Source organism: Streptococcus sp. 1055 (assembly GCF_013276815.1).
In the GTDB taxonomy this organism is placed as follows: domain Bacteria; phylum Bacillota; class Bacilli; order Lactobacillales; family Streptococcaceae; genus Streptococcus; species Streptococcus pseudopneumoniae.
This window is the reverse complement of record NZ_VMLT01000002.1, coordinates 11,498-31,030: the sequence shown is the minus strand read 5'-3', so window position 1 is coordinate 31,030 and position 19,533 is coordinate 11,498. Positions and strand designations below refer to the sequence as shown.

20 protein-coding genes and 2 pseudogenes are annotated in these 19,533 nt (G+C 38.3%); 16 read left to right on the top strand and 6 right to left on the bottom strand.

Annotation, left to right across the window (positions count from 1 at the left end; translation table 11 throughout):
• The first annotated feature begins 135 nt into the window (after nucleotides 1–135).
• The 5 genes from HT699_RS00160 (at nucleotide 136) to HT699_RS00140 (ending at nucleotide 4,721) form a co-directional block, all read left to right on the top strand.
• The gene (locus HT699_RS00160) at nucleotides 136–1,089 is read left to right on the top strand and encodes a CPBP family intramembrane glutamic endopeptidase (RefSeq protein ID WP_101514437.1); all 954 of its coding nucleotides are present in this window, start codon (nucleotides 136–138) and stop codon (nucleotides 1,087–1,089) included.
• Between the two features lie 76 nt (nucleotides 1,090–1,165).
• Nucleotides 1,166–3,154, top strand: a complete 1,989-nt coding sequence (uvrB, locus tag HT699_RS00155; RefSeq protein WP_101514436.1) for an excinuclease ABC subunit UvrB — start codon at nucleotides 1,166–1,168, stop codon at nucleotides 3,152–3,154.
• 9 nt (nucleotides 3,155–3,163) lie between these two features.
• A complete protein-coding gene (locus HT699_RS00150; RefSeq protein ID WP_000639828.1) occupies nucleotides 3,164–3,727 on the top strand; it encodes a GNAT family protein in 564 nt (187 codons plus the stop codon).
• Nucleotides 3,693–4,181, top strand: a complete 489-nt coding sequence (locus HT699_RS00145) for a GNAT family N-acetyltransferase (protein WP_101514435.1) — start codon at nucleotides 3,693–3,695, stop codon at nucleotides 4,179–4,181. The genes HT699_RS00150 and HT699_RS00145 overlap by 35 nt, the downstream gene beginning before the upstream one ends.
• A 72-nt stretch (nucleotides 4,182–4,253) precedes the next feature.
• Nucleotides 4,254–4,721: an 8-oxo-dGTP diphosphatase gene (locus tag HT699_RS00140; protein WP_119946652.1), complete on the top strand. Its 468-nt coding sequence runs from the start codon at nucleotides 4,254–4,256 to the stop codon at nucleotides 4,719–4,721.
• Here HT699_RS00140 and HT699_RS00135 read toward each other — a convergent pair.
• Nucleotides 4,718–4,786: pseudogene (locus tag HT699_RS00135) on the bottom strand (DNA-binding transcriptional regulator); the annotation flags it as partial. The gene HT699_RS00140 and the pseudogene HT699_RS00135 sit on opposite strands and share 4 nt — an antisense overlap.
• A gap of 143 nt (nucleotides 4,787–4,929) precedes the next feature.
• Between HT699_RS00135 and HT699_RS00130 the strand changes: the two are divergent.
• The 7 genes and pseudogenes from HT699_RS00130 to HT699_RS00100 all read left to right on the top strand — a co-directional run.
• Nucleotides 4,930–5,904, top strand: coding sequence for a LacI family DNA-binding transcriptional regulator (locus HT699_RS00130; protein ID WP_023940189.1), 975 nt, complete (start codon nucleotides 4,930–4,932; stop codon nucleotides 5,902–5,904).
• Nucleotides 5,904–6,815, top strand: a complete 912-nt coding sequence (gene rbsK / locus HT699_RS00125; protein WP_172933996.1) for a ribokinase — start codon at nucleotides 5,904–5,906, stop codon at nucleotides 6,813–6,815. The genes HT699_RS00130 and rbsK overlap by 1 nt, the downstream gene beginning before the upstream one ends.
• Nucleotides 6,790–7,188 (top strand): D-ribose pyranase, encoded by a 399-nt coding sequence (gene rbsD, locus HT699_RS00120; protein ID WP_000759835.1) that lies wholly within the window; start codon nucleotides 6,790–6,792, stop codon nucleotides 7,186–7,188. The genes rbsK and rbsD overlap by 26 nt, the downstream gene beginning before the upstream one ends.
• 13 nt (nucleotides 7,189–7,201) lie before the next feature.
• Nucleotides 7,202–8,680, top strand: coding sequence for a sugar ABC transporter ATP-binding protein (locus tag HT699_RS00115; RefSeq protein ID WP_119946654.1), 1,479 nt, complete (start codon nucleotides 7,202–7,204; stop codon nucleotides 8,678–8,680).
• Between the two features lies 1 nt (nucleotide 8,681).
• Complete coding sequence (gene rbsC / locus HT699_RS00110; protein ID WP_119943467.1) at nucleotides 8,682–9,626, top strand: ribose ABC transporter permease; 945 nt, start codon at nucleotides 8,682–8,684, stop codon at nucleotides 9,624–9,626.
• Between the two features lie 103 nt (nucleotides 9,627–9,729).
• On the top strand, nucleotides 9,730–10,695 hold the full coding sequence (locus HT699_RS00105; RefSeq protein ID WP_119946655.1) for a substrate-binding domain-containing protein: 966 nt from the start codon (nucleotides 9,730–9,732) through the stop codon (nucleotides 10,693–10,695).
• Nucleotides 10,696–10,772: 77 nt separating this feature from the next.
• Nucleotides 10,773–10,913, top strand: a pseudogene (locus HT699_RS00100) (NUDIX hydrolase); the annotation flags it as partial.
• Here HT699_RS00100 and HT699_RS00095 read toward each other — a convergent pair.
• The 5 genes from HT699_RS00095 to coaB all read right to left on the bottom strand — a co-directional run bounded on the left by HT699_RS00095 (nucleotide 10,910) and on the right by coaB (nucleotide 13,940).
• The gene (locus HT699_RS00095; protein WP_050242751.1) at nucleotides 10,910–11,425 is read right to left on the bottom strand and encodes a transcription repressor NadR; all 516 of its coding nucleotides are present in this window, start codon (nucleotides 11,423–11,425) and stop codon (nucleotides 10,910–10,912) included. The pseudogene HT699_RS00100 and the gene HT699_RS00095 sit on opposite strands and share 4 nt — an antisense overlap.
• A gap of 11 nt (nucleotides 11,426–11,436) precedes the next feature.
• The gene (locus tag HT699_RS00090; RefSeq protein WP_119943469.1) at nucleotides 11,437–11,964 is read right to left on the bottom strand and encodes an ECF transporter S component; all 528 of its coding nucleotides are present in this window, start codon (nucleotides 11,962–11,964) and stop codon (nucleotides 11,437–11,439) included.
• Nucleotides 11,965–12,140: 176 nt separating this feature from the next.
• A complete protein-coding gene (locus tag HT699_RS00085; protein ID WP_138705570.1) occupies nucleotides 12,141–12,704 on the bottom strand; it encodes an ECF transporter S component in 564 nt (187 codons plus the stop codon).
• Nucleotides 12,688–13,239 carry a phosphopantothenoylcysteine decarboxylase gene (gene coaC, locus HT699_RS00080; RefSeq protein WP_172933994.1) on the bottom strand — a complete coding sequence of 184 codons (552 nt, stop codon included), beginning with the start codon at nucleotides 13,237–13,239 and terminating at the stop codon, nucleotides 12,688–12,690. The genes HT699_RS00085 and coaC overlap by 17 nt, the downstream gene beginning before the upstream one ends.
• Before the next feature lie 11 nt (nucleotides 13,240–13,250).
• Nucleotides 13,251–13,940, bottom strand: a complete 690-nt coding sequence (coaB, locus tag HT699_RS00075; RefSeq protein ID WP_172933993.1) for a phosphopantothenate--cysteine ligase — start codon at nucleotides 13,938–13,940, stop codon at nucleotides 13,251–13,253.
• 229 nt (nucleotides 13,941–14,169) lie between these two features.
• Here coaB and HT699_RS00070 point away from each other — a divergent pair, with 229 nt between their 5' ends.
• From HT699_RS00070 to vicK, 4 genes are all read left to right on the top strand, one after another.
• A complete protein-coding gene (locus HT699_RS00070) occupies nucleotides 14,170–15,840 on the top strand; it encodes a formate--tetrahydrofolate ligase (protein WP_172933992.1) in 1,671 nt (556 codons plus the stop codon).
• Nucleotides 15,841–16,254: 414 nt separating this feature from the next.
• The gene (gene mutY, locus HT699_RS00065) at nucleotides 16,255–17,430 is read left to right on the top strand and encodes an A/G-specific adenine glycosylase (protein WP_023940174.1); all 1,176 of its coding nucleotides are present in this window, start codon (nucleotides 16,255–16,257) and stop codon (nucleotides 17,428–17,430) included.
• 55 nt (nucleotides 17,431–17,485) lie between these two features.
• On the top strand, nucleotides 17,486–18,190 hold the full coding sequence (gene yycF, locus HT699_RS00060) for a response regulator YycF (RefSeq protein ID WP_000722069.1): 705 nt from the start codon (nucleotides 17,486–17,488) through the stop codon (nucleotides 18,188–18,190).
• Nucleotides 18,183–19,532 (top strand): cell wall metabolism sensor histidine kinase VicK, encoded by a 1,350-nt coding sequence (gene vicK / locus HT699_RS00055; RefSeq protein WP_000886221.1) that lies wholly within the window; start codon nucleotides 18,183–18,185, stop codon nucleotides 19,530–19,532. Before yycF ends, vicK begins: the two co-directional genes overlap by 8 nt.
• The last annotated feature ends 1 nt before the right edge of the window (nucleotide 19,533 follow it).

Genomic DNA, 19,533 nt, shown 5'->3' with positions numbered 1-19,533 from the left:
TCAGAAAAAGTAAAAAAAGGCAAATTTTTATATTCCTGTGTCAGAAAATGTAACATTGTTTTTTCTTTTCTTTCTTGAATTGCTATTAAAAAGTGCTATAATAATAGTATATATAGAAGAAAAGAGGATAGGGATATGAAGAACAAAAGAATATTTAAAGACTTCCAAGCTTCAAAAATGAGTTTAAACATTTACACAAGCCCCTTGTTAGCCTTTGCTTTTGTCTTCATAGGAGAGTTTGTGGCTTATACTCTGTATGGTATTAGTTTGTTAGCTCTCATCGGACTTGCTAGAAATTTTGGAGAGGTTGGTCAAAATCTTGCAACCTATTTGCAGACCTTGCATCAGAGCTTGACGGATAAAACAGGTGACTTTCATTTAATTTTAGATTTACTGGCCTTTGGTTTCATTCTCAATACTGTGTTTAGATGGACTAGAAAAGTTGAGAAAAGACCTATTCGAACTTTGGGATTTTATAGAGAGAATTTCCTCAGCAATCTCCTTAAAGGATTTGGTCTAGGTTTGGCACTTTTTCTTCTTACTTTGTTAGGTTTAGTAGCCTTGGGGCAATATCGTTTTGAGTCTATTCATTTGAATCCTTATTCGCTTACCTTTGTTGTCTTTACTATCCCATTTTGGATTTTACAGGGGACAGCAGAAGAAGTGGTGGCCCGTGCTTGGCTCCTTCCTCAATTGGCCTCAAGAACCAATCTAAAACTTGCTGTTGTCATATCTAGCATATTTTTTACCCTGCTTCATGTGGGAAATTCTGGTCTCACCCCTCTATCTTTAGTGAATCTCTTTTTATTCGGAGTTGCCATGTCCCTATATCTTCTTAAAACAGATACTATATGGGGTATAGGTGGTATTCATGGAGCCTGGAATTTCGCACAGGGAAACCTCTTTGGAGTATTAGTTAGTGGTCAGTCTTCAGGAACCTCAATCATGAAATTTACTCCACAAGGCAATCAAGACTGGCTATCTGGTGGGTCTTTTGGTATTGAGGGTTCCATCGTGTCCAGTATTATTTTGTTTCTGCTGATTCTTTATCTCGCTTATCAATTAAAGAAAGAAAATGAAAGGATGTGACTTCGGTCCGTCCTTTTCTTCGTGAAAATGCTACAAGTATGCTAAAATAGGAATAGCACATGGAGAGAGGATTCTTATGATTAACCGCATTACAGATAATCAATTTAAACTAGTATCAAAATATCAACCATCAGGAGATCAACCACAAGCTATCGAACAGTTGGTTGATAACATTGAGGGTGGAGAAAAAGCTCAGATTCTGATGGGGGCGACCGGAACAGGGAAGACCTATACCATGAGTCAGGTCATTTCCAAAGTCAATAAACCAACTCTGGTTATTGCCCACAATAAAACTCTAGCAGGCCAGCTCTATGGGGAGTTTAAGGAATTTTTCCCTGAAAATGCAGTTGAGTACTTTGTGTCTTACTATGATTATTACCAACCTGAGGCCTATGTCCCTTCTAGTGATACCTACATTGAGAAGGATAGTTCTGTCAATGACGAGATTGACAAGCTCCGCCACTCAGCGACTTCAGCCCTTTTGGAGCGTAATGATGTTATTGTCGTGGCCTCGGTCTCTTGTATCTATGGTCTGGGTTCGCCCAAGGAATACGCTGACAGTGTCGTTAGTCTCCGTCCTGGTCTAGAGATTTCTCGTGATAAACTCTTGAATGACTTAGTTGACATCCAGTTTGAGCGAAACGATATTGATTTCCAACGGGGAAGATTTCGTGTGCGTGGGGATGTGGTAGAGATTTTCCCAGCCTCTCGTGATGAGCACGCTTTTCGAGTAGAATTTTTTGGAGACGAAATTGACCGTATTCGTGAGGTTGAGGCTCTGACAGGACAGGTCTTAGGAGAAGTGGATCATTTGGCGATTTTTCCAGCGACACACTTTGTGACCAATGACGACCACATGGAAGTTGCCATTGCTAAAATTCAGGGCGAATTAGAAGAGCAACTAGCTGTCTTTGAAAAGGAAGGCAAACTACTTGAAGCCCAACGTTTGAAACAGCGGACAGAGTATGATATCGAAATGTTGCGTGAGATGGGCTATACCAACGGGGTTGAGAACTATTCACGTCACATGGATGGACGGAGTGAGGGTGAGCCTCCTTATACCCTTCTCGATTTCTTCCCAGATGATTTCTTGATCATGATTGATGAGAGCCACATGACCATGGGACAAATCAAGGGCATGTACAATGGAGACCGTTCGCGTAAAGAAATGCTAGTAAATTATGGTTTTCGTTTGCCGTCTGCTCTGGATAATCGTCCTCTCCGTCGTGAAGAGTTTGAAAGCCATGTCCATCAGATTGTTTACGTTTCAGCGACACCGGGCGACTATGAAAATGAACAGACCGAGACAGTAATTGAGCAAATCATTCGTCCAACGGGACTCTTGGATCCTGAGGTGGAAGTCCGTCCGACTATGGGACAGATTGATGACCTTTTGGGTGAAATCAATGCCCGTGTTGAAAAGAACGAACGAACCTTTATCACAACTTTGACTAAGAAAATGGCAGAAGACTTGACTGACTACTTCAAGGAAATGGGCATCAAGGTCAAGTACATGCACTCGGATATCAAGACTTTGGAACGGACGGAGATCATCCGTGACCTGCGCTTGGGTGTCTTTGACGTCTTGGTTGGAATCAACCTCCTACGTGAAGGGATTGATGTTCCTGAAGTGAGTCTCGTAGCTATTCTCGATGCTGACAAGGAAGGTTTCCTTCGTAACGAACGTGGACTCATCCAGACCATTGGTCGTGCTGCCCGTAACAGTGAAGGGCATGTCATCATGTATGCGGACACGGTTACCCAGTCTATGCAACGTGCTATCGATGAAACTGCCCGTCGTCGCAAAATCCAGATGGCTTATAATGAAGAACACGGTATTGTGCCTCAGACAATCAAGAAAGAAATCCGTGACCTGATTGCTGTGACCAAGGCAGTTGCTAAGGAAGAGGACAAGGAAGTCGACATCAATAGCCTCAACAAACAAGAGTGCAAAGAACTAGTCAAAAAGCTTGAGAAACAAATGCAAGAAGCAGTTGAAGTGCTTGACTTTGAACTAGCAGCTCAGATTCGTGATATGATGCTGGAAGTCAAGGCCTTGGATTAGGGGAATAGTATGATTTATTTAAGAAAGTTAAAGAAAGAAGATTTGATGTCTTTATGGGAAATGGCTTATTCACAGCTTAATCCAGTTTGGAAACAGTATGATGCTCCCTATTATGATGATTATCAGTATTTTTCAAATTTTAAAGAATTCGAACTACAAAAATCAGAATCCATTTTAAGCCACTCAAATCGCCTTGGTATTTTTGTTGATGATAAACTAGTTGGGACTGTTTCGCGTTATTGGGTATGTAAAGAAACAAGATGGATGGAATTGGGAATTGGTATTTATGATAAAAAATTCTGGAACACTGGTATTGGGAAAGTTGCTATGTTGCAGTGGATAGATAGGACGTTTCAGGATTACTTGGAGTTGGAGCATCTGGGTTTGACAACTTGGTCAGGAAATCTTGGTATGATGAAACTTGCTGAAAAATTAAGAATGAAAAAAGAAGCTCATATTCCAAAAGTTCGTTATTATCAAGGTAAATATTTTGATAGTATTAAATATGGTATTTTGAGAGAAGACTGGGAGAAAATAAATGACGGTTATTATCAAATCAATGGAAACTCCTGAAGAGATAGAAGGTAAATCCCTCGTTCACTGGCAAACGTGGAGAGAGGCTTATGATGACCTTTTGCCTGCAGAATTTCAGGAGACAATGACATTAGAAAGATGTCGATTCTTTAGTCAAAAGTATCCAGAAAATACATTGATTGCGATAGGTGATCTGAAGGTAGTTGGTTTTATCAGTTATGGTAACTTTCGTGATGAGACTATTCAAGCTGGTGAAATTACTGCTTTATATGTTTTAAAAGACTATTACGGAAAAGGCATAGCACAAAAGTTAATGAAAACAGCTTTGACTGCTCTGAATCATTTTTCTGAAATTTTCTTATGGGTATTGAAAGATAACAAGCGAGCCATTGCTTTCTATCAAAAAATGGGTTTTACTTTTGATGGACAAGAAAAAATACTTGAACTTGGAAAGCCTATAAAGGAAAAACGGATGGTACTCTATTCTAAATAATTTTAAAAAGTAGAAGCTAATGGCACTGGTACCAAGTCTGAAAATTTAATAACTTAGAAAGCGAGTAAATTTATGTCCCGTTCCCAATTAACGATTTTAACAAACATTTGTCTGATTGAAGACTTAGAAACTCAGCGCGTGGTGATGCAGTATCGCTCTCCTGAAACCAATCGCTGGTCTGGTTATGCCTTTCCAGGAGGCCATGTAGAAAATGGCGAGTCTTTCGCGGAGTCTGTCATTCGTGAAATCTACGAAGAAACAGGATTGACTATCCAAAATCCTCAACTGGTCGGTATCAAGAACTGGCCACTAGATACAGGCGGGCGCTACATTGTCGTTTGTTATAAGGCAACTGAGTTCTCTGGTACCCTTCAATCTTCAGAAGAGGGAGAAGTTTCTTGGGTGCAAAAAGACCAGATTCCAAACTTGGATCTGGCCTATGATATGTTACCCTTGATGGAGATGATGGAAGCTCCGGACAAGTCGGAGTTTTTCTACCCTCGCCGTACAGAAGACGATTGGGAAAAGAAAATTTTCTAATCCTTTACCAAATAACCGAGCTGATCCAAGGCCTCTTCGATATAGTGGAGGTCTTGTTGTGTTTCTTGTGTAATAGTAATAATATATTTGGAAAAATATATGTACTATGAAATAAATTTAAAATATTTTTAGAAAAGTATTGACAAATCAAAAGAAAACGTTTACTATAGAATAAGGGAACGGTTCCACAGCGTAAGAAGGAGGAGTGATGACTACAATAAAACAGGTTGCTGAAGAAGCTGGAGTATCAAAATCAACGGTTTCAAGATATATATCAAAAAAAGGTTATGTTGGAGATGATACGAGAGAGAAAATAAAAAATGCGATTAAAAAATTAAATTACACACCAAATGTATTAGCACAATCTTTGAAAACTAAAAAAAACCAAATGGTAGGACTCTTATTACCAGATATTTCAAATCCCTTCTTCCCAAGATTGGTTCGAGGAGCTGAATCATATTTGAAAGATAAAGGTTATAGAATTATGGTTGGTACGATTTCAGACCAAGAATCTTTGAGTGAATATGTTAACTTACTGTTGAAAACAAATGCTGCTGGAATTATTACTACACATGACTTCACAAAAGAATATCCAGATTTATCATTACCTGTTGTTGTGGTTGACCGGATTAGTAAAGATACAGGTTACGGTGTTTTTTCTGATAATCAGTCAGGTGGTCGTTTGGCTGCTGAAGCAATCTGTAATGCAGGTGCTAAACAAGTTCTGATTATTAAAGTTTTAGATGATAAAGCCGAGAATATCGCGGAACGGTTTGAAGCAAGTTTAAACTATTTGAGGAATAAATCTTTAGAAATTTGTATTGAAGAAAGTGAAACGTTTGACTTTGAAAAAATTCAAAAAGAAGCTAAAGAGAATCTAAAAAGAAATCCAAATATCGATAGTATTATAGCACCTTCTGATATTCATGCGATAGCTTATATTCATGAAATTTTAGCAATTGGTAAAAAAATTCCAGATGATATTCAAATCATTGGTTATGATGATATTGTACTTAGTCAATTTATTTACCCTTCTTTATCAACTATTCACCAATCATCATATAAAATGGGAGAACAGGCTGCAAAGCTAATCTATAATATGGCAAATAAGTTCTCTATAGATGAAGCTAAAATTAAACTACCTGTTAGATACGTAGAAAGAAATACATTAAGGAGAAAGTAATGAGTAAAATTGTTGTTGTTGGAAGTATTTCAATGGACTTAGTTATGAGAACAAAAAGGATTCCAGAAGGAGGTGAAACGATTTTTGGGGATTCATTTAATATAGTTCCAGGTGGAAAAGGTGCAAATCAAGCTGTAGCTATTGGTAGATTATCCAGTGTAGAAGATCATATTTACATATTTGGAAACGTCGGAGAAGATATTTTTTCAGCAGATTTACTAAGTAATCTGCAAAATAATAATATTTCTACAGAACATGTGGGAACGGTACCACAATCTACAGGAGTTGCACAAATTACTTTATATGGAGGTGATAATAGGATTATTTATTATCCCGGAGCGAATAATTTAGTTAAAACAAATGATTGGAAAAATGAGTGGGAATTGATTAGTGATGCAAGTATTGTTGTATTACAGAATGAAATACCACATGAAGCCAACCTATCTATAGCTAAATTTTGTCAAGAAAATAAAGTTAAGGTACTTTACAATCCTGCACCAGCTAGAGAAACAGACATAGAGATGATTCCTTTTTGTGATTTTATTACTCCTAATGAGCATGAATGTTCAGAGCTTTTTCCAGATAAGAAATTAGAAGAAATTATTAAAATTTATCCTAATAAAATGATTGTGACATTAGGAGTTGAAGGTTCTATTTATTATGATGGGACAGCAGTTCAGAAGATTCCTGCTATAAAAGCAGAAGTAGTTGATACTACAGGAGCAGGAGATACGTTTAATGGTGCTTTTGCTTATGCTATCTCAAAAGGAAAAGAGATGAATGTTGCATTGTCCTTTGCAACGATTGCTTCACATCTTTCTGTTCAAAGATTTGGAGCGCAAGGAGGCATGCCGAGTTTGAAAGAAGTAAAGGAGCATTCAGGATATGAAGAAATATGGGATTTTAAATAGTAATATAGCAAAACTAGCTGATGATTTAGGTCATATGGATTTGGTCTGTATCGGAGATTTAGGATTGCCAGTTCCAAAAGGTGTTGATAAAATTGATTTAGCATTAAGAAAAGGTAGTCCAAGTTTTTTAGAAGTTTTAAAAGAATATTCAGATCATGTACTTATTGAAAAAATTTTCTTAGCAGAAGAAATTAAGGAAAAAAACAAAGAACAGTGGCAAGCAGTTCTAGATCTTTTAGGATCGAATATAATTATTGAATATATTAGTCATGAAGAATTGAAAGCTATGAATACTAAAGTTAAGGCAGTTATTCGCACTGGGGAAGATACACCATATTCGAATATAATCTTGCAATCAGGAGTTATTATTTAGAAGGGGGTTGCCTATGAAAATTGAAATGAAGAACATTTCAAAATCTTTTGGGAATAATCGTGTTTTAGAAAGTATTGATTTGGTTCTTAATTCAGGAGAAGTTCATGCTTTAATGGGAGAGAATGGTGCAGGCAAATCAACCTTAATGAATATTTTAACTGGACTTTTTCCAGCTACTTCAGGAACTATTTTTATTGATGGAAAAGAAAAAACATTTTCTAATCCTCAAGAGGCAGAACGGTTTGGACTGAGTTTTATTCATCAAGAAATGAATACTTGGCCAGATATGACTGTACTTGATAATCTTTTTTTAGGAAGAGAAATAAAAAATTCGATTGGGTTTTTAGATAAAGCTAGTATGGAAAGGAAAGCTAAAGAAGCATTTAAACGTCTTAATATCTCTATTCCTCTTGATGCAATCATTGGTCAATTATCAGTCGGACAACAACAAATGATAGAAATAGCAAAATGTCTATTATCAGAAGTTTCCTTGTTAATTATGGATGAACCCACAGCAGCTTTAACTGATCGTGAAACTGAAACACTTTTTAAAGTGATAGAAGGATTAAAATCTGATGGTGTAGGTATTGTGTATATTTCACATCGGATGGAAGAAATCTTTAAGATTACAGATCTTATAACTGTTATGAGGGATGGATTTGTAATTGATACTAAGAAAACGAAGTTAACTAATGCGGATGAATTAGTTCAGAAGATGGTAGGTCGTGAATTAGAAGATTATTATCCAGAAAAAAAGGCTGAGATTGGGAATGTTGTTTTTCAAGCTAAGAATCTTTCTGGTGATGCTTTTACGGATATTTCTTTCTATGTATGTCAAGGGGAAATTCTTGGTTTTTCTGGTTTGATGGGTGCTGGTCGTACTGAAATAATGCGAGCAATTTTTGGAATTGATTCTTTAAAATCTGGTCAAATTATAATAAACGAAGAACAACTGATAATTAAAAATCCTTTTGAAGCAATTAAGCATGGAATTGGTTTCTTAACAGAAGATCGTAAAGATGAGGGATTGATTTTAGATTTTTCTATTAAAGATAATATGACTTTACCTAGTACTCGTGATTTTGTTAAAAATGGCATTTTCGATAATAAAACAAGTGATATATTTGTACAACGTTTAATAGATAGGTTACGAATTAAATCAGGTTATCCAGATAAGGAAGTTGGAACACTTTCTGGTGGTAATCAACAGAAAGTAGTTTTAGCAAAATGGATAGGTATTGCTCCAAAAGTACTGATTCTAGATGAGCCAACTCGTGGGGTAGATGTTGGTGCTAAGCGTGAAATTTACCAATTAATGAATGAATTGGCTGAACGAGGTGTGCCGATTATTATGGTATCTTCAGATTTACCAGAAGTGATCGGAGTCAGTGATCGTATTATGGTCATGCATGAAGGAAGAATTAGTGGAGAATTAACACGTCAAGAAGCTACACAAGAAAAAGTTATGCAACTAGCTACAGGAGGACAATAGTGTGAAAAATACTATGAAGTATATGTCAGAATTGACAACAGTAATAGCATTGATAATTTTAATGGCTGTTATCACTATTATCAATTCAAATTTTTTAACAGCAAATAATCTGTTAAATTTACTATTGCAAGTAACATCAAATGCACTGATCGCTTTTGGAATGACCTTTGTTATTCTAACAGGTGGAATTGATTTATCAGTTGGATCAATTTTAGCCTTGTCCAGTGCGCTAACCGCTGGCCTATTAGGATCTGGAATGCCTGTTGCGTTAGCAATTCTCATCTCTTTAATTTTGGGTTGCATTCTAGGTATGATGAATGGGTTATTGATTTCCTACGGGAAATTAGCTCCATTTATCGTCACTTTAGCAACTATGACTATTTTTAGGGGAGCAACACTTGTTTATACAAATGGGAATCCTATTACAAAAGGATTAAGTGATACATTCTTATTTCAATTTTTGGGGCAAGGTTACATAGTCGGAATTCCATTTCCTGTAATTATTATGTTTATTGTATTTATTGTTTTATATGTTTTACTTCATAAAACAGCATTTGGTAAATCTGTGTATGCTATAGGGGGGAATGAAAAAGCAGCATATATATCAGGTGTGAAACTAAATAAAGTGAAAATTATTATTTATTCAATTTCAGGTATGATGGCTTCAATTTCTGGATTGATTATAACATCACGCTTAAGTTCTGCTCAACCAACAGCAGGTGCTAGTTATGAAATGGATGCTATTGCAGCTGTTGTTCTTGGGGGAACCTCATTATCAGGAGGTAAAGGTCGTATACTGGGGACTCTAATAGGTGCTTTAATTATTGGAGTTTTGAATAATGGACTTAATATTATTGGTGTTTCAGCATTTTGGCAGCAAGTAGTAAAAGGAGTTGTAATTTTAATTGCTGTTCTGATTGATCGTTTTAAAGTTGTAAAACAGTAGAATCATTTTCAATTTTTTTGGAAATAGTAATAATTTATTAGATGACGAACAATAGTCGGGATGGAAACTATCCCTATAGATATATATTACGAGGAGTAATAACATGAAAATTATTAAAAAAATTAGCATTTTTGCTTTGTTTGTAACATTTATTTTTGCTTTAGTAGCTTGTGGAAAAACTGGTTTAGGAAATTCATCAAATGATAACAAATCTACGACTCAAAAGTCGGCAAAAGAATTAAAATTAGGAGTTTCTATTTCGACTACTAACAATCCCTATTTTGTGGCTATGAAAGATGGTCTTGAAAAAGCCGCAGGAGAAAAAGAAGTAACTTTGAAGATAGCAGATGCACAAGATGATGCTGCTAGACAAGCAGATGATATTCAGAATTTTATTAGTCAAAATGTAGATGCTTTACTAATTAATCCAGTTGATTCTGATGCAATTGTAACATCTATTAAAGCTGCTAATAATGCAAATATTCCAGTAATCTTAATTGACCGCGGTAGTAATGGCGGTGAAATCTTGACAACTGTTGCTTCTGATAACGTAGAAGCAGGTAAAATGGCTGCAGAATTTATTACCAAGCAATTGGGAGAAAAAGCAAAAACTTTTGAATTATCAGGAGTCCCTGGCGCTTCTGCAACAGTAGATAGAGGTAAAGGATTTGAACAAATTTCAAAGACAAATTTAGATGTTCTTTCTAGTCAATCCGCTAATTTTGATCGCGCAAAAGCTTTGAATACAGCGCAAAATATGATTCAAGGAAACAAAGAAGTACAAGCAATCTTTGCACAGAATGATGAGATGGCGTTAGGAGCTGCACAAGCAGTAAAAGCAGCTGGTCTTAGCAATGTATTAATTGTTGGTATTGATGGTCAACCAGATGCACATGATGCTATTGCAAAAGGTGATATTACTGCCACTATTGCTCAGCAACCAGCTAAGATGGGTGAAATTGCTATTCAATCAGCAATCGATCATTATCAAGGGAAAAAACTAGAAAAAGAAACAGTTTCTCCAATTTATCTTGTGACTAAGGATAATGTTGATCAACATAACTGGTGATATATTTTTAGTAAGTAGGTAGTTGTTAATTTTCATTCCATGTGGTTTTTAAATATCATTGTTACTATTTGAGCTTTTGGGTGCAAAAAGACCAGATTCCAAACTTGGATCTGGCCTATGATATGCTACCTTTGATGGAGATGATGGAAGCTTCGGACAAATCTGAATTTTTCTACCCTCGCCGTACAGAAGACGATTGGGAGAAGAAAATCTTCTAGTCTTTTACTAAATAACCGAGCTGATCCAAGGCCTCCTCGATATAGTGGAGGTCTTGTTGTGTTTCGGCTTCGACTAGGTGGTAATGAATGCCATCTGTCAATTCAGACAGAGGTCTAAAGTCAGAATGCTCGACTTGTTCTAGAAAATGTTGCACATCTCTGCGACAAGACAGTTTCAGCAAGGTTTCAATTTCTCCATAAACGGGATGGTCAATCAAGGTATTCTGGACACGCCCTCCATTATCTACGATAGCAAGGAGTTCCTGACCGATTTCTTCAACTTCATGTTTCACCTTGAAAAGTTTATGGACATAAGGATTGGTATCAACTTGCTTATAGATGTAGCCACGATTAGTTGATAGGATAGGAGCACCATCGGCTCTCAAAATTGCAATGTCCTGTACAATGACCTGACGTGTGACATGAAAATGTTCAGCCAAACTTTGGCCGTTGAGGGCTTTAGGAGCTTCTTTCAAGAGTTGGAGCAGGGCTTGTTTGCGATCTTTTGTCATAGTTCTTCCTTTTAACGGTGTTTTCGAAGCACTTTATAGACAGCTAGTGCTAATGTATAGTCTACCATACTATGGATAATTGTGCCAAATCCAACTAGCACAAAGAGAACATAGAACATATTTTCTACATTGGTACCCGAAGTTGCGTAAAAAAGGACACAGGCTAATACTTCAGCAAGGGCATGAACAACAGCCAAAACAAAGTTGAAAATCCAGGAAGATTTTGGTTTATCTAGGGTATCGGGGAATTTTTGTAGGTAAAGAGCTCCCAAAGTCCCAAAAAAGATATGGGAAAAAGCTCGAAAAACGATCACCATGGGATAGCCAGCCATCAAAAATCCAAAACTAGAGGCTAGGATGACAAAAACAGCCATCAAGGGCGATAAGAACATGGCGATAAAAATAGCAATGTGGCTCCCCAAAGTGTAAGAAGCAGGTGGAATGACAATCTTAAAAGGCATAACAATTGGAATCAAAATCGCAATAGCCGTTAAGAGGGCAGTCATTGTCATAAATTGTGTCTTTTTCCGTGTATTCATAAGAATCTCCTTTTTAGCTGTTTATACACTAGTATAGTACAATAAACCAGACAATAAAGCAAGGATTTACTTGGGTTTATAGATCATTTTTTAGTTAAAAGTTAGTAAAGATTTCACTAAAAAGAAACTGTATAGAGCAAAATCTCCACCTTCAATCTTGAAAGCGGAGATTGTTTTTATTTCTTCAAGGTTTGTAGTCTTGGAACAATGGCTAGGGTTAGAACTGCGGAAATAACTAATTCGGCAATCGAATTTGTTGAGATAACGGTTGCTAGGAGTTTTTGGATATTACCATCAAAAACATTTCCAAAAAGATAGAAAATTCCACCAAGGACAAAGACTGTATTGGTAAGTGAACCAAGGGCACCAGCTAGAATCAGACCAGTTTTATTTTTCATCAGTTTATAAACTAGATACGGAGTTAAACCAATCAAAATACGTGGGATGATGGCAATGATAGCTGAGTAGATGTTTCCGTTTGGTACGAATGGGGAGAAGAGGTAGCTTGTCGGTAGAATTGTAATCGTGTTAACAGTTAAGCTAAGTAGCCCCATCAAAAATCCAAGTGTAATCCCAACGCGTGGACCGTAAATAATGCTGGCAATAATGACAGGAATATGAACGATGGTCGGTTTGATTGGAAATGGAAAAAGGTTAAAGATAAGTGAGCTCAGAAAGTGTATCACGAGCATGGTTGCAAAAAAGATAGCAATGGGTGCAATATTAGAGCGTTTTTTCATCGAGAGTTTCCTTTATTCTTTCTAAAATAATTGTGAGGTCAGCTAATGCTCCTCGTCCGTGGTCGCCACAAGCTAGTAGGGATTCCTTAGGAGCAATCAGCTGATAGCCGTAGGCTTCTAATGTTTTCAGATTAGCCTGAGTTGCCGGATGGTCATACATCTTTGTATTCATAGCAGGAGCTATTAGTTTAGGAATATGACTGGGCAAGGCTAGAGCCGTACTGGTCACCATGTTGTCCGCAAAGCCGTGGGCTAGTTTTGCAATAGTGTTAGCAGTTGCAGGGGCCACGATAAATAAATCCGCCTTTTTTCCAAGTTCGATATGATTTACTTGGTCAGGATAAGGTTCCTTCATGACATACAAGTGAACAGGATTCTGTGAGAGTACCTCTAGTGTCAAAGGTTGGATAAACTCTGTAGCAGCCTGAGTCATTAAAACAGTGACTTGATGACCTTGTTTTTTTAGAGAACTGACTAAATCTGCCGACTTGTAAGAGGCGATTGATCCCGTTACAGCCAAGAGAATGTTTGCCATAGCTTTCCTTTCTATGAATGGTAGGCTTGAATTTTTTCAAGGAGGAGTTCTGCAATTTCTTCTTTAGTCTTGACTGTTTGAAGCTGATCTTTCTCAACAAAGATAGCTCTGTGCTGCTTTGCTGAGATTTGAGTCAGGTCATTTGCGATAATCAAGTCTGCTTGGTTCTTGATAAGACTTTTTCTAGCAATGTCAACCAGATAATCTTCGGTAACATCAACCAGCAGTTTAAAGCCAATCAGATGAATAGCAGGATTCCATTCCTTGACTAGAGAGATGATTTTGGGTATTTTTTTCAGGAACAAAACCTGAACCTCGTCAATTGAAGAAATCTTAGCCTGATGATTTTGCTTGCTTAAAAATTCTTCCAGATTGGAGCTAGCCTGAACTTCCTCAAACCCTGTCATATAGACAGGAGTGTAGTCAGAAACAGCCATTGAGTGGATCAAGACCTGATAATCCTGAATACGTTCTTGCATTTCCAGTAGAAGGTCCTTGGTATTGTTAATTTCTCGAATACTTAGGTTGGGATGGGATTCTGGCTTCAAAGCTCGTTTTGTCGTCATTAAACAAACTTCATGCCCTGCAGCAAGCAAGGTTTCTGTGATGATTTTCCCCAAGTGACCTGTAGAATGGTTAGTGATAGAGCGGACGCTATCGATAGCTTCGCTGGTACCGCCCGATGTAACTAAAATTTTCATAGCACTATTGTACACAAAAATAAACGGTAAGTAAAATGAAAGTGATAAATTTTTGGTAGAAACGAATATTTACTATAGTTTCAAACTATAAAGCCATATAAAATTTAAGAAAGGGCTCTAAAAACCTTAAAAAAATGGATATTTACGAACGTTTAGAGAGTTTGAGGATGTTAAAAATCTTGTTTTGTGATATAATGAATTATCATATAAGAGGTTAGAGGAGTTTTGAATGAAAACAGATATTGAAATCGCACAGAGTATTGAGTTGAAGCCAATCGTTGATGTTGTAGAGAAACTTGGTATTTCTTACGAAGATTTAGAGTTGTATGGAAAGTACAAGGCTAAGCTCAGCTTTGATAAAATTCGTGCAGTTGAGAGCAATCCAGCTGGGAAATTGATTTTGGTTACTGCCATCAACCCAACACCTGCAGGTGAAGGAAAATCAACCATTACCATTGGTCTTGCGGATGCCTTGAATAAGATTGGCAAGAAAACGATGATCGCTATCCGCGAACCATCTCTTGGTCCAGTAATGGGGATTAAGGGTGGTGCGGCAGGTGGTGGTTACGCTCAAGTTCTACCAATGGAGGACATCAATCTCCACTTTACTGGGGATATGCATGCCATTACAACTGCCAACAACGCCCTTTCTGCCTTGATTGACAACCACTTGCACCAAGGCAATGAGCTGGGAATTGACCAACGTCGTATCCTTTGGAAACGTGTTGTGGACTTGAACGACCGTGCGCTCCGCCATGTGACTGTTGGCCTTGGTGGCCCTCTAAACGGTATTCCACGTGAGGATGGCTTTGACATTACCGTTGCTTCCGAAATCATGGCAATTCTTTGCTTAGCAACGGATATCGAGGACTTGAAACGCCGTTTGGCTAATATTGTTATCGGTTATCGCTATGACCGAACACCTGTTTCTGTAGGTGATTTGCAGGTTGAAGGTGCCTTGGCTTTGATTTTGAAGGATGCGATTAAACCGAACCTGGTTCAGACAATTTACGGTACACCTGCCTTTGTACACGGTGGTCCATTTGCCAATATTGCTCATGGGTGTAATTCAGTCTTGGCAACAAGCACAGCCCTTCACTTGGCTGATTACACAGTTACTGAAGCTGGTTTTGGTGCAGACCTTGGTGCTGAGAAATTCCTTGATATCAAGACACCAAACTTGCCAACATCTCCAGATGCAGTTGTCATTGTCGCAACCCTTCGCGCCCTTAAGATGAATGGTGGTGTGGCTAAAGATGCTTTGACAGAGGAAAACGTAGAGGCAGTTCGTGCCGGTTTTGCCAACTTGAAACGCCATGTTGAGAACATCCGTAAGTTCGGTATTCCAGCAGTTGTAGCAATCAATGAATTTGTCTCTGATACTGAAGCAGAAATCGCAGCCTTGAAAGAACTTTGTGCCTCAATCGATGTACCAGTTGAATTGGCTAGTGTCTGGGCTGATGGCGCGGAAGGTGGAGTAGCTCTTGCTGAAGCGGTTGTCAAGACTATCGCTGAAAATCCAGCTAACTATAAACGTTTGTATGACAATGACCTTTCTGTTCAAGAAAAGATTGAAAAGATTGTTACTGAAATCTACCGTGGTAGCAAAGTGAACTTTGAGAAGAAAGCTCAAATACAAATCGCTCAAATCGTTCAAAACGGATGGGACAAATTACCAATCTGTATGGCTAAGACCCAGTATAGCTTCGCAGACAATCCAAATGCCCTTGGAGCACCTGAAAACTTTGAAATTACCATTCGAGAATTGGTGCCAAAATTAGGTGCAGGCTTTATCGTTGCTTTAACTGGCGATGTTATGACCATGCCAGGTCTTCCAAAACGTCCAGCAGCTCTCAACATGGATGTTGAAAGCGATGGAACTGTACTAGGCTTGTTCTAGTGGATTGAAATTGACTTTGAGAGACTGGGTAAAAACTCAATTTCAGGAGAAAATGAAGTAAATTTTCCCATAATAGAGCGCATAATATCAAGGTTTTTCAACACCGGATATTATGCGTTTTTTGAGTTTAAATATTTTTGCCCTACCTATTTCTTATTTGCTGCAAGCAGTTCATCAATAAAATTTAGTCCTCTTTCCCTTGGGAAGAGGCTTTTTATACTCAATAAAAATCAAAGAGCAAACTAGGAAACTAGCCGCAGATTGCTCAAAACACTGTTTTGAGGTTGCAGATAAGACTGACGAAGTCAGTCACATATATACGGCAAGGCGACGTTGACGTGGTTTGAAGAGATTTTCGAAGAGTATTAATACTAGGAAAAGGACAGTTAAAACCTTCTGTGTTATACTAGAGATATGTTAGATTTGAAAGAATACGGTATTGTCATGTGGCCGGAGGAGAAGATTGTTTCTTTTCGTCAGAAACTTCTCAGTTGGTATGATGAAAACAAAAGAGATTTACCGTGGCGTAGAAGTAAAAATCCTTATCATATCTGGGTTTCTGAAATTATGCTCCAGCAGACCAGGGTGGATACAGTTATCCCTTACTACGAAAGATTCCTGGACTGGTTTCCAACTGTCGAAAGTTTGGCGAATGCGCCTGAAGAGCGTTTGTTGAAGGCTTGGGAGGGACTGGGATATTATTCTCGAGTACGCAATATGCAGGCTGCAGCCCAGCAGATTATGACTGATTTTGGTGGCCAATTTCCAAATACCTATGAAGGAATTTCCAGTTTGAAAGGGATTGGCCCTTACACAGCAGGAGCTATTTCCAGTATCGCTTTTAACTTGCCTGAGCCAGCTGTAGATGGTAATGTCATGCGGGTCTTGGCGCGTCTGTTTGAAGTCAACCATGATATTGGGATTCCAAGTAATCGCAAAATTTTTCAGGCAATGATGGAGATCTTGATTGACCCAGAGCGTCCGGGTGATTTTAATCAAGCTTTGATGGACTTGGGGTCTGATATTGAGTCTCCTGTAAATCCCAGACCTGAAGAAAGCCCAGTCAAGGACTTTAGTGCGGCATATCAGAATGGAACCATGGACCGTTATCCAATCAAGGCTCCCAAGAAAAAGCCAGTTCCCATTTATCTAAAAGCCTTGGTGGTCAAAAATACTCAGGGACAATTTTTACTTGAAAAAAATGAAAGTGAAAAGCTATTGGCAGGTTTTTGGCATTTCCCATTGATAGAAGTTGATAACTTTTCGCAAGAAGAGCAGTTTGACCTCTTTCATCAGGTTGCAGAAGAAAGTGTGAATTTTGGCCCCAGTCCAGAGGAGAGTTTCCAGCAGGACTATGACCTAGATGTTGCTTGGCTTGATGTTTATTTTGAGACTGTCAAGCATGTCTTTAGCCATCGCAAGTGGCATGTTCAAATTGTAGCCGGTCAGGTGACTGACTTCCATGATTTTTCAGATAGGGAAGTTCGCTGGCTTTCACCAGAAGAATTTAAGAATTACCCACTTGCCAAACCCCAACAAAAAATCTGGCAGGCTTATGCAAAAGCCAACTTAGACAGTAACAAAGACTAGCTATCGTGTCTTCTTGTTATTTTTTTGGTATAATAGTAGAGAAAAAGGTGAACATATGAAAAAAATACTAATTGTAGATGATGAGAAACCAATCTCGGATATTATCAAGTTTAATATGACCAAGGAAGGTTACGAAGTTGTAACTGCTTTTAACGGTCGTGAAGCGCTAGAGCAATTTGAAGCAGAGCAACCAGATATTATTATTTTGGATTTGATGCTTCCAGAAATTGATGGCTTAGAAGTTGCGAAGACTATTCGGAAGACTAGTAGTGTGCCTATTATCATGCTGTCAGCTAAGGATAGCGAATTTGATAAGGTTATCGGTTTAGAGCTTGGTGCAGATGACTATGTAACCAAACCCTTCTCCAATCGTGAGTTGCAGGCGCGTGTTAAAGCTCTTCTGCGTCGTTCTCAACCTATGCCAGTAGATGGGCAGGAAGCAGAAAGTAAACCTCAACCTATCCAAATTGGGGATTTAGAAATTGTTCCAGACGCCTACGTGGCTAAAAAATATGGAGAAGAACTAGACTTAACCCACCGTGAGTTTGAGCTTTTGTATCATTTGGCATCGCATGCAGGTCAAGTCATTACGCGCGAACACTTGCTTGAGACTGTCTGGGGTTATGACTATTTTGGTGATGTCCGTACGGTTGATGTGACTGTCCGACGTCTGCGTGAGAAGATTGAAGATACGCCCAGCCGACCAGAGTATATCTTGACGCGCCGTGGTGTAGGGTATTACATGAGAAATAATGCTTGATTTACTGAAACAAACCATTTTTACCAGAGATTTTATCTTTATTCTGATTTTGTTAGGTTTCATCCTTGTTGTGACCCTCTTATTACTGGAGAATAGACGTGATAATATTCGATTGAAGCAAGTCAATCAAAAGGTTAAAGATTTGATTGCAGGAGATTATTCCAAGGTTCTTGATATGCAAGGTGGGTCTGAAATCACCAATATTACCAATAATTTGAATGACTTGTCGGAGGTTATTCGTCTCACTCAGGAAAATCTAGAACAAGAAAGTAAGCGGCTAAATAGTATTCTGTTTTATATGACAGATGGGGTCCTTGCGACCAATCGTCGGGGGCAGATTATCATGATTAACGATACAGCCAAGAAGCAACTGGGGTTGGTTCAGGAAGATGTTCTGAATAGAAGCATTTTGGAAGTACTCAAGATAGAAGAAGACTATGAATTGCGTGATTTGATTACCCAAAGTCCAGAATTGTTGCTAGATTCCCAAGATATCAATGGCGAATATTTGAACCTTCGAGTTCGCTTTGCCTTGATACGTCGAGAGTCTGGCTTTATTTCAGGTTTGGTGGCTGTTTTGCATGATACGACGGAGCAGGAGAAGGAAGAACGCGAACGGAGACTCTTTGTTTCCAATGTTAGCCATGAGTTACGGACTCCTTTAACCAGCGTGAAATCCTATCTTGAAGCCTTGGATGAGGGGGCTTTGTGTGAAACTGTAGCACCAGACTTTATCAAGGTGTCTCTGGACGAAACCAACCGTATGATGCGCATGGTGACGGACCTCCTTCATCTTTCACGGATTGATAATGCCACCAGTCACTTGGATGTGGAACTGATTAACTTTACTGCTTTTATTACCTTTATCCTCAATCGTTTTGACAAGATGAAAGGACAGGAAAAGGAGAAAAAATATGAGTTGGTGAGAGATTATCCCATCAATTCTATCTGGATGGAAATTGATACAGATAAGATGACACAGGTTGTCGACAATATTTTAAATAATGCTATTAAGTATTCGCCAGATGGGGGTAAAATCACTGTCAGAATGAAGACAACTGAAGACCAGATGATTTTATCCATTTCTGACCAGGGTTTAGGGATTCCTAAGCAGGATTTACCACGTATCTTTGACCGTTTCTATCGTGTGGATCGTGCTAGAAGTCGTGCACAAGGTGGTACAGGTCTAGGACTGTCTATCGCTAAAGAAATTATCAAACAACATAAGGGCTTTATTTGGGCCAAGAGTGAATATGGCAAGGGTTCAACCTTTACCATTGTGCTCCCTTATGATAAGGATGCAGTGAAAGAAGAAGTATGGGAGGACGAAGTAGAAGACTAGA

Coding starts and splice junctions, on each gene's coding strand:
- HT699_RS00105 (WP_119946655.1), top strand. CDS start 9,730: ATGAAAATTATTAAAAAAATTAGCATTTTTGCTTTGTTTGTAACATTT.
- HT699_RS00130 (WP_023940189.1), top strand. CDS start 4,930: ATGACTACAATAAAACAGGTTGCTGAAGAAGCTGGAGTATCAAAATCA.
- HT699_RS00150 (WP_000639828.1), top strand. CDS start 3,164: ATGATTTATTTAAGAAAGTTAAAGAAAGAAGATTTGATGTCTTTATGG.
- uvrB (WP_101514436.1), top strand. CDS start 1,166: ATGATTAACCGCATTACAGATAATCAATTTAAACTAGTATCAAAATAT.
- HT699_RS00090 (WP_119943469.1), bottom strand. CDS start 11,964: ATGAATACACGGAAAAAGACACAATTTATGACAATGACTGCCCTCTTA.
- vicK (WP_000886221.1), top strand. CDS start 18,183: ATGCTTGATTTACTGAAACAAACCATTTTTACCAGAGATTTTATCTTT.
- HT699_RS00145 (WP_101514435.1), top strand. CDS start 3,693: ATGACGGTTATTATCAAATCAATGGAAACTCCTGAAGAGATAGAAGGT.
- HT699_RS00070 (WP_172933992.1), top strand. CDS start 14,170: ATGAAAACAGATATTGAAATCGCACAGAGTATTGAGTTGAAGCCAATC.
- coaC (WP_172933994.1), bottom strand. CDS start 13,239: ATGGCAAACATTCTCTTGGCTGTAACGGGATCAATCGCCTCTTACAAG.
- HT699_RS00115 (WP_119946654.1), top strand. CDS start 7,202: ATGAAAATTGAAATGAAGAACATTTCAAAATCTTTTGGGAATAATCGT.
- HT699_RS00140 (WP_119946652.1), top strand. CDS start 4,254: ATGTCCCGTTCCCAATTAACGATTTTAACAAACATTTGTCTGATTGAA.
- rbsK (WP_172933996.1), top strand. CDS start 5,904: ATGAGTAAAATTGTTGTTGTTGGAAGTATTTCAATGGACTTAGTTATG.
- coaB (WP_172933993.1), bottom strand. CDS start 13,940: ATGAAAATTTTAGTTACATCGGGCGGTACCAGCGAAGCTATCGATAGC.
- mutY (WP_023940174.1), top strand. CDS start 16,255: ATGTTAGATTTGAAAGAATACGGTATTGTCATGTGGCCGGAGGAGAAG.
- rbsD (WP_000759835.1), top strand. CDS start 6,790: ATGAAGAAATATGGGATTTTAAATAGTAATATAGCAAAACTAGCTGAT.
- yycF (WP_000722069.1), top strand. CDS start 17,486: ATGAAAAAAATACTAATTGTAGATGATGAGAAACCAATCTCGGATATT.
- HT699_RS00095 (WP_050242751.1), bottom strand. CDS start 11,425: ATGACAAAAGATCGCAAACAAGCCCTGCTCCAACTCTTGAAAGAAGCT.
- HT699_RS00085 (WP_138705570.1), bottom strand. CDS start 12,704: ATGAAAAAACGCTCTAATATTGCACCCATTGCTATCTTTTTTGCAACC.
- HT699_RS00160 (WP_101514437.1), top strand. CDS start 136: ATGAAGAACAAAAGAATATTTAAAGACTTCCAAGCTTCAAAAATGAGT.